We start from the raw sequence: 14,128 nt of genomic DNA, 5'->3' as shown, positions 1-14,128 counted from the left end.
ACGTTATTCGTGGGTGAAAATGGAGCCCAAGCGGTCCATTTGTTCCAATGCGATGCCGCAACCGCGCACTACGCAGGTCAGCGGGTCTTCCGCCACGAGGACGGGCAGACCTGTCTCTTCGTTTAACAAGCGGTCCAGATCGCGCAGTAGCGCACCACCACCGGTGAGCATCATGCCCCGGTCAGCAATATCTGCACCCAGTTCAGGGGGTGTCTGCTCCAGCGCGTTTTTGACGGCTGAAACGATGTTGTTGATGGGGTCGGTCAGAGCCTCCAAAATTTCGTTGCTGGAGATGGTGAAGCTGCGCGGCACTCCCTCGGAGAGATTGCGACCACGAACTTCCATTTCGCGAACCTCGCTGCCGGGAAATGCGGAACCAATATTTTTCTTGATGGCTTCGGCGGTGGGCTCGCCAATCAGCATGCCGTAATTGCGGCGAATGTAGTTGATGATGGCGTCGTCAAATCGATCGCCGCCCACCCGGACACTGCCCTTGTAAACCATGCCACCCAGGGAGATCACGCCGACCTCGGTCGTGCCGCCGCCGATATCCACCACCATGGAGCCACTGGCTTCACTAACCGGCAAGCCCGCGCCAATGGCTGCGGCCATGGGTTCTTCAATCAGGTAGACATCTCTGGCTCCGGCGCCCAATGCCGATTCACGAATGGCGCGGCGCTCTACCTGTGTGGAGCCGCACGGGACGCAAATGATGATGCGGGGACTGGGCCGAAAGATGCTGCGCGGGTGCACCATCTTGATGAACTGCTTGAGCATCTGCTCTGTCACCGTGAAATCGGCAATGACGCCGTCTTTCATGGGGCGAATAGCTTCAATATTGCCTGGGACCTTGCCCAACATGGCTTTGGCTTCTTTTCCGACGGCCTGAATGGTCTTTTTGCCCTGAGGTCCGCCTTCGTGTCGGATGGCGACGACGGAAGGTTCGTCAAGCACAATGCCTTTGTCACGAACGTAGATCAGGGTGTTGGCGGTGCCAAGGTCAATGGCGAGGTCAGTGGAGAAATACTGACGAAATGCTCCGAACATTAAAATTCCTCTCGGGTGTGACTTGCGCTTCGGCGAGCCACCACCACTGGTTGACGGGTTCAAAATTAGTATGCTTCTGGCCAGAAATTGCACTTTTTCAAGGGCGCGACCAAAGGCGGGATAATACCTCATCCCTTATAAAAAACCCGACCGGCCGCGCTTCTTTGCAAGCGCGTTACACCCGGTTTCCATTGAAAATTTGCCATGTCCCTGACTTCTAATGACATCGCCCGCATCGCCAATTTGGCAAGGCTTGAGCTCAAACCCGACGAGAGTGAGCGCATGCTGACTCAAATTAACGGATTTTTCGAAATCGTGGAGAAGATGCGCGCTGTCGACACCGCGGGCATCGAACCTTTGGCGCACCCCGTGGCGGTCATTCAGGACATCGCACTGCGCTTGCGCGATGACGTGGTGAGTGAACCCAACAACATCGAGGCAAACCAGCGCAACGCGCCCGCCGTGGAGCAGGGGCTGTTCCTGGTGCCCAAGGTGATCGAATAAAAAGAACGCATGATGACGAACGACACATCGGAACTCCATCACCTGACCGTCACGCAATTGGCTCGCCAACTGCGTGATCGCAAGGTCTCAGCCGTCGAAACGGCAAAGCATTTCCTGACGCGGGCGAAGGTCCATGCCGACTTGGGTGCCTTTCTTGATATCAACGAGGAAGCAACACTTGCCCAGGCGCGTCAAGCCGATAATTTGTTGTCAAAAGGACAGGCTGACACGCTGCCAGCCTTGATCGGTGTGCCGTTGGCCCACAAGGACATCTTTGTCACGCGTGACTTTGTCACGACCGCTGGCTCCAAAATGCTCACGGGCTATCGCTCACCGTTTGACGCCACGGTTGTCCAGCGACTGGCGGCTGACGGCGTCGTCACGTTGGGTAAGTTGAATTGTGATGAGTTCGCAATGGGCTCGGCCAATGAAAACTCGGCTTATGGCCCCGTCAAAAATCCTTGGGACACGACCCGGACGCCGGGTGGATCATCTGGCGGCAGTGCTGCGGCGGTGGCAGCCCGGTTGGCGCCGGCATCCACCGGCACGGACACAGGCGGCTCAATTCGCCAGCCCGCCTCGTTTTGCGGCATCACCGGCATCAAGCCAACTTACGGGCGCGCGTCGCGTTACGGCATGGTGGCTTTTGCATCCAGCTTGGACCAAGCCGGTCCCATGGCGCACACGGCCGAAGACTGTGCCGTGTTGCTTTCCTCCATGTGCGGCCCCGATCTGGACCGCGACTCCACGTCGCTTGATGTGCCTGCCGAGAATTTTGGTCGTCACCTGAACGACCCGTTGGACGGATTGCGAGTGGGCGTGCCGGCGGAGTTTTTTGGCGACGGTCTGGCGCCCGATGTGCGCAGCGCCGTGGATGCCGCCTTGAAGGAGTTGGAAGCGCTGGGGGCCCGCTTGGTGCCGATTTCGCTGCCGCGCACGGAGTTGTCGATTCCGGTTTACTACATCATCGCACCCGCCGAAGCGTCCAGCAACCTCAGCCGATTTGACGGCGTCAAGTTTGGCCACCGGGCAGACAAGTACACCGATTTGATCGACATGTACAAGAAAACCCGTGCTGAAGGGTTTGGCGACGAGGTGAAGCGCCGCATCATGACTGGCGCTTACGTTCTGTCTCATGGCTACTACGACGCTTACTACCTGCAGGCGCAGAAGATTCGTCGCATGATCGCCGACGATTTCCAGCAAGCCTTCAAAGTCTGCGATGTCATCGCCGGGCCGGTGGCGCCGACGGTGGCCTGGAAGCTGGGTGAAAAAAACAAGGATCCAATCGCCAATTATTTGGCAGACATCTTCACCTTGCCCGGCTCACTGGCGGGCCTGCCGGGCATGAGCTTGCCGGTGGGCTTTGGTGCGGGCCATATGCCTGTGGGGCTGCAGTTGATTGGCAACTATTTTCAGGAAGCGCGCCTGCTCAATGCGGCGCACCGTTTTCAGCAAGCCACCGACTGGCACACACAGACGCCGGAGGGCTTTTGACATGAGTGAAACCGTAAATCCATTTGAAGCCCAACAACAGGGCCGTCCGACCGGCCCACTGGTGTCCGGCTATGAAGTCATCATCGGCTTCGAAACCCACGCCCAGTTGTCCACCGCCAGCAAGATATTCAGCCGGGCCGCCACTGCGTTTGGTGCTGCGCCCAACACCCAGGCCTGTGCCGTGGATTTGGCATTGCCGGGCACCTTGCCCGTGATGAACAAGGGCGCGGTTGAGCGCGCCATTCAGTTCGGCTTGGCCGTCAACTCCCTGATTGCGCCGCGCAGCATTTTTGCGCGCAAGAATTACTTTTACCCGGATCTTCCCAAGGGCTACCAAATCAGCCAGTTTGAAATCCCAGTGGTGCAGGGTGGGGATGTTGAGTTCTTTTTGGGCGGCGAAAAACGTTCCGTCCGTTTGGTGCGTGCCCATCTGGAAGAAGACGCCGGCAAGTCTTTGCACGAAGACTTTATTGGTCAGACCGGCATTGACCTGAACCGTGCTGGCACGCCCTTGCTGGAAATCGTGACCGAGCCGGATATGCGCTCCAGTGCCGAGGCCGTGGCTTATGCCAAAGAGCTGCACAAAATTGTGACCTGGATCGGCATTTGCGACGGCAACATGCAAGAGGGCAGCTTTCGCTGTGACGCGAACGTTTCCGTGCGCAAGCCAGGCGAAGCGCTCGGCACCCGGCGTGAGGTCAAGAATTTGAACAGCTTCAAGTTTATGCAGCAGGCCATCGATTACGAAATTCGGTGGCAGATTGAGCAGATTGAAGATGGCCACGCCATTCAGCAGGCCACCGTGTTGTTCAACCCGGACACAGGCGAGACGCGTGCCATGCGCACCAAGGAAGATGCGGCTGATTACCGCTACTTTCCTGACCCTGATTTGCCGCCCTTAGTGATTGCGGATGAGTGGGTGCAGCGGGTACGATCAGAAATGACGGAGTTGCCGCGCGTCATGGCACAGCGTTTTGTGGCGGACTACGGGCTGTCGGAGTACGACGCCAATGCCTTGACGCAATCGAGAGCCATGGCGACTTATTTTCAAAGCGCCGCTGCCATTTGCGGGCAACCCAAGTTGGCTGCAAATTGGACGCTGGGGGAGGTCTCTGCCCTGATGAATCGACTTGACGTCGATATTGATGACGTGCTAATTCCCATTCCAACGGCGCTGGGTGAGCTGCTCAAGCGAGTCGCCAATGGTGGTTTGACCAGCAGCTCAGTCAAAGTGGCATTTGCCGAAATGTGCACGCGGCAGATGTCCGCGATTGACGATCTTGCAGCCTTCATTGATCAAATCATTGAAGACAAAGATTTGAAGCCGATGAACGACTCTGGCGAGTTGGAAAAGATCGTTGACGACGTGTTGGCGGCCAACCCGAAAAATGTGGAAGAGTACAAGGCCGGCAATGGCAAAGCATTAAACGCCTTGGTCGGTCAAATCATGAAGGGCAGCAAAGGCAAGGCCAACCCGCAACAGGTCAACGACCTCCTGCGCAAAAAACTGGGTTGAAATCTGGCGTCCTGCCCAATGGGCGGGGCGCGCCAGCTTATTTGGCGGCGGAGGAGTGAAGACTCCACAACTGCTTCAGACGCACCAATTCTTCGTCAAACCGGGCGTTGATTCGCCGTGTTTCAGCGTCCAGGTCGCTCACAAACCGTCGCTGGACGACCAAGCTCTGGGTGAGGTCTTCAGACTGCCGGCGAAGGGATGGCGGTGCCTTGCTGGGGTCTTTGGCGTAAAACTCGAATTCGGTGCCCAGGGCAGCTTGTTGGCGCAGCAGTTCTTCCATGCGGCTTTCTACTGCGTGCCTGACAACGCCGACTTGCGTCTGTGCTTCCTGCCGCTCTTTGTCGTGGACGGATTGGTTGGGGTAACGAATTAACAGCGCCTTGTCCCGGCGCTTTTCTTCATTCAGCCGCGACCGCTCCTCCAATTCAAGTTTGCGCTTGACCTCCAGCTCGTTTCGTTCCTGGGCGGTCAGGGTAGGGCCAACGCGCGATTTCACAGTGCCGCTGGGGTTAAGTACGACTTGCTCCCGGTCATTGCAGGCAGCAATCGGGCGGTCGGAGGTGAGCTTGCGGCCTTGGGCGTCCGTACAGGTGTAGATGCCTTGTATGGGGGTGGACTGGGCCATGGCGGGCACTGAGCCAACGACACCCATCAGCAGCACACCTTGACTGGCGCTCGCGAGACCGCGCCTCAACAAAAGCATCACTGATCGGGGCATGTCTATCCTTCGGTTACACCATAACGTTGACGGTAAGCCATCACGCGCTGATGGTCGGCGGCCAAGCCGTCAGCACTGTGGCTTTCCAGATATTGCATTAGATCAGAGAGCTTCGCAATCGCGCAAACCTGCATGCCCAATTGGTTCTTGACGTACTGCACTGCGCTGTGATCCACGTCCTGTCCGTTTTCGGTGGCTTTCTCCTGGCGGTCCAGCGCAATGACCACCGCGTGGGCTGTGGCGCCAGCGGCTTCGATGATGCGGATGGATTCCCGCACCGCGGTGCCGGCAGACATCACATCGTCAACAATCAGTACGCGGCCTTTCAAAGGCGCGCCGACCAAGGTGCCGCCTTCGCCGTGGTCTTTGGCTTCCTTGCGGTTGTAGCTGAAGGGCACGTTGCGTCCCAGGCGTGCCAACTCAATGGCGAGCGCAGCGCCCAACGGGATGCCTTTGTAGGCGGGGCCAAAGATCATGTCGAATTCGATACCGCTGGCCAACAGGCGCTGCGCATAAAATTGGGCGAGTCGGCCCAGTTTGGAGCCATCGTCGAACAGGCCGGCATTGAAGAAGTAGGGGCTCATGCGACCCGCTTTGGTTTTGAATTCTCCAAAGCGAAGCACGCCACCTTCTATCGCAAACTGCACAAAATCCTGGGCCAGCGCATCATGTGATGGGGTGGCCTCAGCGCTAGTTGTCACACTCTCAGACATGAGGAAATCCTTGTTTAAATTAACCAGCCTCAACCTCAACGGTATCCGCTCTGCCACCACCAAAGGCCTGGAGGCCTGGATGACCAGCGTGAACCCGGATTGTATTTGTGTGCAAGAGGTCAAGGCGCAAGCCGCCGACGTTGAAGGCCGCTTTGAAGCCTTGGCCGGCCTGAATGGCCACTTCCATTTTGCGCAGAAGAAAGGCTACTCCGGCGTGGGCGTCTACACCCGCCATGAGCCCAGCGACGTCATCGTGGGTTACAACTCGCCCGAGTTTGACTTGGAGGGTCGCTACGTGGAGTTGCGCTTCGACACGCTCTCAGCCAAGCGCTCCATCATCAGTTGCTATTTCCCTAGCGGTTCTTCCGGGGACGAGCGTCAGCAGGCCAAGTACCGGTTTTTGGACGAGATGTACCCGCATTTGCAGCGACTCAAGGCCGAGCGCGAGTTTGTGTTGTGCGGCGACATCAATATTGCGCACCACGAAATTGATTTAAAAAACTTCAAGGGCAACCGGAAAAACTCCGGGTTTTTGCCCGAAGAGAGGGCCTGGATGACCAAGCTGCTGGACGAAGTCGGCATGGTGGATGTGTACCGCAGCCTGCACCCAACGACGACCGACGAGGCCTACACCTGGTGGAGCAACCGGGGTCAGGCCTATGCCAAAAACGTGGGATGGCGGCTGGATTACCATTTGGCGACACCAAGTTTGGCGTCGGGTGCTAAAACCGTGGAGATATACAAGACTGAAAAGTTCTCAGACCACGCGCCGCTGACGATCGAATACGACTTCAAGCTTTAACGGCGAAGGTTGGGGTGCGCCCAGCGCAGTTTCGACCCATCAGGAACGGCCGTGTCGGCTAGCTAGAGCGCAGGCCATGGGGTGCCCGGCTGATGTTGGCGCTGCGCAGCGCAGCGCAGGGCGATGACAGGTTCCGACCGAGAGCGGCCTGTCAGCGCGTTGCCATGATGGCTCGGCTTAGACATACATCAGCCATTCGTCGGCGGTGTCAGGAGCAAGGGAGCTGTCATTTAACGGAAGTGCGCACATTTTTCAACGGCCCCGTTCGAGTGCCGTGACAGCGGGGCATCGCGGCTTCGAACGACTGCTACGCCTTGACCGAGAGCGTGTCAAAACGTTTGTAGAAATTTTTCAATTTGTCGCTGCGCCGGTTATTGACGCTAAAACGATCTGTCAACATCGGCGTTCCAGCCCGCTGCCGGAGATTTCAGTGCCAAATCCACATGATCCATGAACTCGTCGAGCTTGACTGGCTTGGTCAGGTAGCCGAAAAAACCAGCCGCAAGGCTCTTCTCGATGTCGCGGGGCAGTGCGTTGGCGCTGAGTGCAATGATAGGAATATGCGCTGTCGACGGGTCGCTTCGCAGGACTTTCATCGCTTCAAGTCCGCCGATGCCGGGCAGGTTGATGTCCATCAGGATCACATCCGGCTGATAGGCGCGCGCATATTCGATGCCTAAATTGCCGTCCGCCGCGCTCAGCACCCGTAGGTCGGAGCGTCGGGCAAGGAGCTGCTCGATCAGCTCTAGGTTGGCCGGATTGTCTTCCACATAGAGCAGCGTGCGCGCCTGCGTTCCCTCTGGCACCGGTGGCCGCGCGAGCACCACCTGCGCGGCATCCTCAATGTCAAGCTGACGTGCCGTTTTCAGCTTGAATTCGATCCAGAACGCGCTCCCCACCCCCACAGCGCTCTCCACGCCAATAGTGCCCCCCATCAGTTCCACCAAGCGCTTGGCCACGACCAGGCCGATGCCCGTGCCTTCTTCTGGGCCGGACTCCCTTCCGAGACGATTGAACGGCTGAAAGAGCTGCGCCATCTGTTCGGGCGTCAGTCCAGTGCCAGTGTCCTGGATGTTGATACGAATCGAGTTTGCAGCCACCACGGCGCACGTCAAGATGACCGAACCACCCGGTTTGTTGTACTTGATTGCGTTTGAAAGAAGGTTGATCAGCACCTGTTTCATCCGGGTTCGATCAGCCTCGATGAAATAGGCGGATTCAAGTGGCGAAAACGTCATTTTGATACAGCGTTTGGTGGCCAGCGGTTCGACCATGGCGCGACATTCGTCCATGACTTCGACCATAGAGACCGGCTCCAGCGACAACACGATCTTGCCCGATTCGATCTGCGCCAGATCGAGGATCTCGTTGATCAGCTCCAGCAGGTACCAACCCGCAATGAGAACCTGGTCCAGACTTCGTTTCTGACTCACCGTCGGCGCAGGCGAGTCGGATTCAATAAGCTGGGCAAAACCGAGAATTGCGTTGAGCGGCGTGCGCAATTCATGACTCATGCTGGATAGAAAATCTGATTTCCCCAGGTTCGCTTTTTCCGCTGCGGCCGTGGCTCGCTCCAGCTCAGCGTTCTTCTCATGCAGCACCTGATCTAGCAATTTGCGCTCGGTGATGTCGCGTGCTGCGGCGAACACGCCAAGGACCATGCCCTTGGCATCCGTGTATACGGCGGCGTTGTAGAGTACGTCCATGATCCGTCCAGTCTTGTGACGAATGGCGAGCGGGTAATTGCGTACCAATCCCTCCGAGAAGGTCCTTTGATAGCCCTTGCGCGCTTCTTCGGGCTCGGTGAAGTAGCTTGAGAAGTCCGTGCCAATGAGCTGCTCGCGTGGCACGCCGGTCGCCTGCACGGAGGCGTCATTCACGTCGGTTATCTTGCCTTGCGCGCTGATGGTGACCAAGGGGTCCAGACTCGCTTCAATCAAGCTGCGGGCGTACTGAGAAAGCGATTCGGCGACGACCTTTGCTTTCGTCAGTTCGGTGGTTCTTGACAGTACCTGTTCGGCAAGGTTGTCGCGGTGTTTTCCAAGTTCCACTGCGGCCGCCTCGACGCGCTGGATCATGGCGTTGAACTCCTCAGCCAAGTCGCCGATCTCATCGTTTTGAACCAACTTCAAACGGTGTGCGTAATTGCCAGCCGCCAGCTGTTTTGTCCCTTGTTCAAAAATACGCAAAGGTTGCAGGATGCGGCGACTGACAAGAAGCCAGACAAAGACGATGAGTGCGCCCATTGCCAGAATGACCATTCCGATCGACGTTTGCATACGGAGCAAGGCCGTCTTCGCTTGCTCCCGATTGCCGCGAATCAGTTCATGTGCAATATCGATGACTTCCTGGGTCACCACCAAGAGCGAAGCAACGGCGCGCGTCTCCATCGCCACCTCAAGCTCTGAGCCGGGGGTAGTGGATCCATCCGGGGTTGAACGCGTTCTACTCGTCAGTCGCGGATAGATGATTTGCATCAAATCAATCTTCTTCCGAAGGCGCTCCAAACTCGACTCCTCAAGGGTCGTCGTGGTGGGCATACGGTCAATCTCACTGCTGATACTGGCCATCTTGCGCTGCCATTGGTCTTGGCTACGCAACTCATGAAACAAGGCGGTTTCCACCGCGACTTGGCGCAACTGGGTGGCGCTGTTGATCAAATCCTGGCCGGCACTGATATCACTCGTTGCTTGGTCAACATTGCGCACCGAGATCAACGTTATGCCAATCGAGCCTGAAATGGCGAGGGCCGCTATTACCAGCAAGCCGTTGATCTGGGTGCGTATCTTCAAGGCAACTCCTAGTGCACGACCGTCACCGCGGCCGGCAGCACAGCTTCGAGATTTTGATACTTCATGGAATTCAGATAATTTGGCGTTGGCCCAGGTTTCACGAGTCCCTTTTGCATCGCCCAGCGCGTCTGGTCATCCAGCGCCAGCAGCATGGCCTGGTCGAGGGAGAGGACGTAGTCTTCAGGTTCGAACAGTTGCGCCATGGTGGCGTCATCAATCTTGGTTGCGTCCCCAATTGCCCGGCGCGCCGCGACCGGATTGGTGCGAATTGACTGATTGGCAGCAACCAGCGCGCTTAATATCCGGTTAATTTCCTGCGGATGGCTATCGATGTACGAGGGCTTTCCCACCAGAAGGAACCGGAACGCATAGATATCCTCCCCATAAAACACCTTCATGTGCTCGCCCATCTTCTCTTTGAGTTTGGCCAAAAACGGTTGATACACCACGGCTGAGTCGATTCCACCATCCTCAAAGGCGCTGGCTAGCTCATCTGTCCTAAGGTCGACCAGATTGACCTTGTTGCTTGGAACGCCGTGGACTTGCAGCATGGCGTCCAGGAAGTAGGTCAAGTTGGTACCGAGGGTCACGCCGATGGACTTGCCACGCAGGTCTTCGACTTTGTCGATGCCACGGTCACTGTGCACAATGATCGCCAATGCCCGACGGGCCTGCGAAATACCGGCGAGCATGGCGATATCGGAACCATTGAGTAGCGCGAATACGACAGGGGTATCGGCCACCACCGCCAGATCCGAATTCCCATCGAGAAGAGACTGCAAAGCGTCTTTGCCCAGCTCGAAGGGTTGGCTAACGACATCCACGCCAGAGTCAAGGAACAGGCCCTGAGCCGAAGCGACAAGCATCAGCGCGCTGTTGATCTGAGTTGGCACCGCGATCGTCACCTTGGTTCCCGCCATGGGGGGTGCAACGGGCGAGCGCAACGCCAAGAACGTCACCCCCCCGGCAACCAGTGTCGCGAGAACCAGCAGGACACCACGCCATTTCAGTGCCCCTGTATCTCCATCGTGGGAAGCTATTTTCATATTTTTGCCTCCTGTACAGTCAAAAAAACAGGCTACAGAATCCCGGCTAACGCGCCACAGATTCATATAGACCGTCGCCCAAATTGTCACACGATGCGCCAGTTGTAGGGAAAATAATGGATCGAGGGCAGCCAACTTCAAGAGACTGGCGGATGTGATCCAGTTTGGTTGCAGACCTCACGGCGACTTGAAACGAGCAGAATGATGTCTGTAGAAGACTGACAGGCTGAAATCTTGCATGACACCGACTTTTTCGGTAGGAATACTGATGAATTGGGAGGTTGGCGTCGGGGGCTAAAGCCGTGGAAATCCACAAAACGGAAAAATTCTCAGACCACGCATCGCTGATGTGTTGAATACACTGGTCGCTTTAAGCGGTTTAAGCCGCCTGCTTGGGGTGGATCGGTTCTCCCGAGCGGCTGGGCATCGTACAAAGGAGGGGCATGAAGGTTGGCGTATTGGCCCAAATGACAGGGACTCAAATCGATACCATTCGCTACTACGAGCGCGAAGGTTTGTTGCCGGTGGCTGCGCGAACGGAGGGCAACTACCGCATCTATGACGAGGTGCATGTCGAGCGCTTATCCTTTGTGCGGTATTGCCGCAGTCTGGACATGACGCTGGACGAGATTCGTGTGCTGCTGCGTTTCAAGGACTCGCCCGCTGACAACTGCGCCGCCGTGAATGAGCTGCTGGACGAGCACATTGGCCACGTCGCTGAGCGCATGCGAGACCTGAAGCAACTGGAGAAACAGCTAAAGACCTTGCGTGCCCAGTGTCAGGACGCCCAGGATGCGGCGCACTGCGGCATTTTGACGGGCTTGTCCGGCATGGCGCGTCAGTAACCCGCCCTCAAGCCCGGCTCGACGGGCCACGTTCATGGCGCTCACCGAGGGTGTCCCGAATTTTGTGTAAACGGCGGTTAAGTTAGACGCGCGGCATGCGCTCGTCAAACTGAATGGTAAAGCGGTTCAGAGCAGCCTTCCAATCCCGAATCGGCATCGTCCATTTCTGGCTGATGTTGTTCAGTGCCAGATAGAACAGCTTGAACACTGCGTCCTCAGTTGGGAACGAGCCGCGGGTCTTGGTTATTTTGCGCAGGCTCATGTTCACGGACTCAATGGCGTTGGTCGTGTAAATCACTTTTCGGATGTCTGGCGGGTATTCAAAGAACGGTATCAAGCGTGTCCAGTTGCGCCGCCAGGAGCGCCCAATCGGAGCGAAGGAATCGTCCCATTTGACCTCGAATGCCGTGAGTTGTCGCTCAGCTTCGGATTCAGTGGGCGCAGCGTAAATCAGCCGCAAATCCGCGGCGACTTCCTTGCGCTGTTTCCACCCCACGAAGTTCAGGCTGTGACGCACCATGTGAACAATGCAAAGCTGCACCGTCGCCTTGGGGAAGACTGCCTCAATGGCGTCAGGGAAACCTTTGAGCCCATCTACGCAGGCGATAAAGATGTCAGCCACGCCCCGATTCTTCAGTTCAGTCACCACCTGCAGCCAGAACTTGGCCCCTTCGGTTTGGGCCATCCACAGGCCCAGTACCTCTTTGAGGCCGTCCAGGTTGACGCCAATGGCCAAGTACAGGGCCTTGACCCGCACAGTACCGTTGTCGCGCACCTTGACGTGAATGCAGTCCATGTAGACGATGGGGTACAGCGCCTCCAAGGGGCGCGACTGCCAGGCTTTGACCTCGTCCATGACGGCGTCGGTCACGGATGAAATCAGGGTAGGAGACACTTCGGCGCCGTACATCTCCTGCAGATGGCCTTGAATCTCGCGTACCGTCATGCCTCGGGCATACAGCGACAGTATCTTGTCGTCAAAGCCGCTCCAGCGGGTCTGGTGTTTGCCAATCAGTTGGGGCTCGAAGGTGCCGGCGCGGTCACGGGGGATTTCTATGGGTAGCTGGCCAAAATCGCCTTTGAGCGTTTTCTTGCTGCACCCGTTGCGGGTGTTGCCCGCTTCATTGGCAACCAACTGGTTCTTGCCGTGACCCAGGTGGCCGGTCAATTCGGCTTGCAAAGCTCGCTCGACCAAGGCTTTGGTGAGCGGCGTCAAGAGGCCATTCTGGCCAATCAGGTCTTCGGGCTTTTTGTAGTCGGCCAACAGGGCGTCAATCAGCTCGGCGGGTAAGGGTTTCATCTCTACGGTCATCTCGGCTCCATGCAAGACAGCAGTTTCCTGCCAAATAACCGTTTACACAAAACTTCTTACACCCTCCGCTCACCCCGGCGGGATGCCGGCTCATGTCGTTCGCAAGGGCAGCGACACCTCCAGTTGACGCGTTGTCGAGCGATCAGTCTGGCGTCGGGTAGCCGTGTGTTTTATGCATCATTCTTGCCGCTTACCTCCGTCTATCAAGCGCAACTCGCTATTGAATATGGAGCAAATCGGCAATCGGTTCCATGGGCTGAGCAAGCCGTCAATACAAGCCTCGGCCCCGCGCGTGCAGTCTGGCCAGGCCCAGCAAGGCATCCGTGAAAGGCGTGGCGACGCCGGTAAGTGTGCCCAGTTCCTTGACCACGGTGACCAGTCCGTCCAGTTCCACGGACTTGCCCGCTTCCACGTCTTGCAGCATGGAGGTTTTGAAGGCCCCCAGTTTTAAGGTGACCGCATGGCGGTCTTGAGGCTGTTGGTCGATGGGGATGCCAATGCGCGCGCCAATCTCTTTGGCTTCCAGCATGACGCGAGACACAAAGTTACGCACCAACTCGTCGCCCAGAATCAGGTCGGTGGTGGCGCCGGTGATAGCGCTGATCGGGTTCACCGTCATATTGCCCCACAACTTGTACCAAATGTCCTTTTGGATCTGTTCGGACACGCTGGCCTTGAAGCCCGCTTCGTTCAGCAAGGCTGCCAATTGCACCACGCGGGGTGACTGGCCGCCAGCGGGCTCGCCAATGATCAGGCCATTGCCAAAGTGGTGGCGAATCACGCCGGGTGCGTCGATGGAGGAACTGGCATGCACCACACAACCCACGACGTTGGCCGCGGGGATGGCCTGGCCGATTTCGCCCGTCGGATCAATCGCCTGCAGCGGGGTGCCGGCCAGCGCTTGGCCAAACCCGCTGAAAAACCACCATGGCACGCCGTTCATGGCTGTCAGAACCACCGTGTCTGGCCCGATCAGTGGGGCAATTTGCATCGCCACATCGCGCAATGCAGGTGCTTTGACGGCAATGACGACGAGGTCTTGCACGCCAAGTTCAGCCGGGCTGGCGCTGGCTTGCACCGGCACGGTGCGCGCTTCACCCGCCTCTTGCAGTTGAAGCCCGTTCTGCTGCAGGGCCTGCAGGGTCGCGCTACGCGCCACGACGCTCACCTCACAGCCCACTTGGGCGAGCTTGACGCCGATCCAGCCGCCAATGGCACCCGCGCCATAAATGCAAACTTTGGTGAATGATTTTTGAGTCATTTTTTTCTTAAGCCCTTTGTGGATTTGCACAAGCAGCTATAAAAATAATAGCTGTTGGCGTTTGAATCAAGTTGA

12 protein-coding genes are annotated in these 14,128 nt (G+C 57.3%); 5 read left to right on the top strand and 7 right to left on the bottom strand.

Annotated elements, in window-relative coordinates; all coding sequences use genetic code 11:
- Positions 1 to 3: 3 nt before the first annotated feature.
- Positions 4 to 1,047, bottom strand: a complete 1,044-nt coding sequence (locus J8G15_RS13090; protein ID WP_210542523.1) for a rod shape-determining protein — start codon at positions 1,045 to 1,047, stop codon at positions 4 to 6.
- 204 nt (positions 1,048 to 1,251) lie between these two features.
- Between J8G15_RS13090 and gatC the strand changes: the two genes are divergently transcribed.
- Genes gatC through gatB form a run of 3 tightly spaced genes read left to right on the top strand, consistent with a single transcriptional unit; the run spans position 1,252 to position 4,564 of the window.
- Positions 1,252 to 1,551 (top strand): Asp-tRNA(Asn)/Glu-tRNA(Gln) amidotransferase subunit GatC, encoded by a 300-nt coding sequence (gene gatC, locus J8G15_RS13085; protein ID WP_210542521.1) that lies wholly within the window; start codon positions 1,252 to 1,254, stop codon positions 1,549 to 1,551.
- A 12-nt stretch (positions 1,552 to 1,563) separates the two neighbouring features.
- Complete coding sequence (gene gatA / locus J8G15_RS13080) at positions 1,564 to 3,048, top strand: Asp-tRNA(Asn)/Glu-tRNA(Gln) amidotransferase subunit GatA (RefSeq protein WP_210542519.1); 1,485 nt, start codon at positions 1,564 to 1,566, stop codon at positions 3,046 to 3,048.
- Position 3,049: 1 nt separating this feature from the next.
- Positions 3,050 to 4,564: an Asp-tRNA(Asn)/Glu-tRNA(Gln) amidotransferase subunit GatB gene (gene gatB / locus J8G15_RS13075; RefSeq protein WP_210542518.1), complete on the top strand. Its 1,515-nt coding sequence runs from the start codon at positions 3,050 to 3,052 to the stop codon at positions 4,562 to 4,564.
- A gap of 37 nt (positions 4,565 to 4,601) precedes the next feature.
- Here gatB and J8G15_RS13070 read toward each other — a convergent pair whose 3' ends face one another.
- On the bottom strand, positions 4,602 to 5,282 hold the full coding sequence (locus J8G15_RS13070) for a DUF4124 domain-containing protein (protein WP_240538271.1): 681 nt from the start codon (positions 5,280 to 5,282) through the stop codon (positions 4,602 to 4,604).
- 2 nt (positions 5,283 to 5,284) lie between these two features.
- The gene (gene pyrE / locus J8G15_RS13065) at positions 5,285 to 5,995 is read right to left on the bottom strand and encodes an orotate phosphoribosyltransferase (protein ID WP_210542515.1); all 711 of its coding nucleotides are present in this window, start codon (positions 5,993 to 5,995) and stop codon (positions 5,285 to 5,287) included.
- A 10-nt stretch (positions 5,996 to 6,005) separates the two neighbouring features.
- Here pyrE and J8G15_RS13060 point away from each other — a divergent pair, with 10 nt between their 5' ends.
- Positions 6,006 to 6,797, top strand: coding sequence for an exodeoxyribonuclease III (locus J8G15_RS13060; protein WP_210542513.1), 792 nt, complete (start codon positions 6,006 to 6,008; stop codon positions 6,795 to 6,797).
- Positions 6,798 to 7,177: 380 nt separating this feature from the next.
- Here J8G15_RS13060 and J8G15_RS13055 read toward each other — a convergent pair whose 3' ends face one another.
- Both J8G15_RS13055 and J8G15_RS13050 read right to left on the bottom strand, forming a co-directional pair.
- Positions 7,178 to 9,436, bottom strand: a complete 2,259-nt coding sequence (locus J8G15_RS13055) for an ATP-binding protein (RefSeq protein ID WP_210542511.1) — start codon at positions 9,434 to 9,436, stop codon at positions 7,178 to 7,180.
- Between the two features lie 161 nt (positions 9,437 to 9,597).
- The gene (locus J8G15_RS13050; RefSeq protein ID WP_210542509.1) at positions 9,598 to 10,776 is read right to left on the bottom strand and encodes an ABC transporter substrate-binding protein; all 1,179 of its coding nucleotides are present in this window, start codon (positions 10,774 to 10,776) and stop codon (positions 9,598 to 9,600) included.
- Between the two features lie 302 nt (positions 10,777 to 11,078).
- On the opposite strand from J8G15_RS13050, the gene cadR reads away from it, so the two are divergent.
- Entirely contained in the window at positions 11,079 to 11,480 is a 402-nt protein-coding gene (cadR, locus tag J8G15_RS13045) for a Cd(II)/Pb(II)-responsive transcriptional regulator (protein WP_210542507.1), read from the top strand.
- A gap of 82 nt (positions 11,481 to 11,562) precedes the next feature.
- Here cadR and J8G15_RS13040 read toward each other — a convergent pair whose 3' ends face one another.
- The gene (locus tag J8G15_RS13040; protein ID WP_210542506.1) at positions 11,563 to 12,792 is read right to left on the bottom strand and encodes an IS256 family transposase; all 1,230 of its coding nucleotides are present in this window, start codon (positions 12,790 to 12,792) and stop codon (positions 11,563 to 11,565) included.
- Positions 12,793 to 13,060: 268 nt separating this feature from the next.
- The gene (locus tag J8G15_RS13035) at positions 13,061 to 14,053 is read right to left on the bottom strand and encodes a 2-dehydropantoate 2-reductase (protein WP_210542504.1); all 993 of its coding nucleotides are present in this window, start codon (positions 14,051 to 14,053) and stop codon (positions 13,061 to 13,063) included.
- Positions 14,054 to 14,128 lie beyond the last annotated feature (75 nt).

This window comes from Rhodoferax sp. PAMC 29310 (genome assembly GCF_017948265.1).
Classification (GTDB): Bacteria; Pseudomonadota; Gammaproteobacteria; order Burkholderiales; family Burkholderiaceae_C; genus Rhodoferax.
This window is presented reverse-complemented; position numbering and strand designations above follow the sequence as displayed.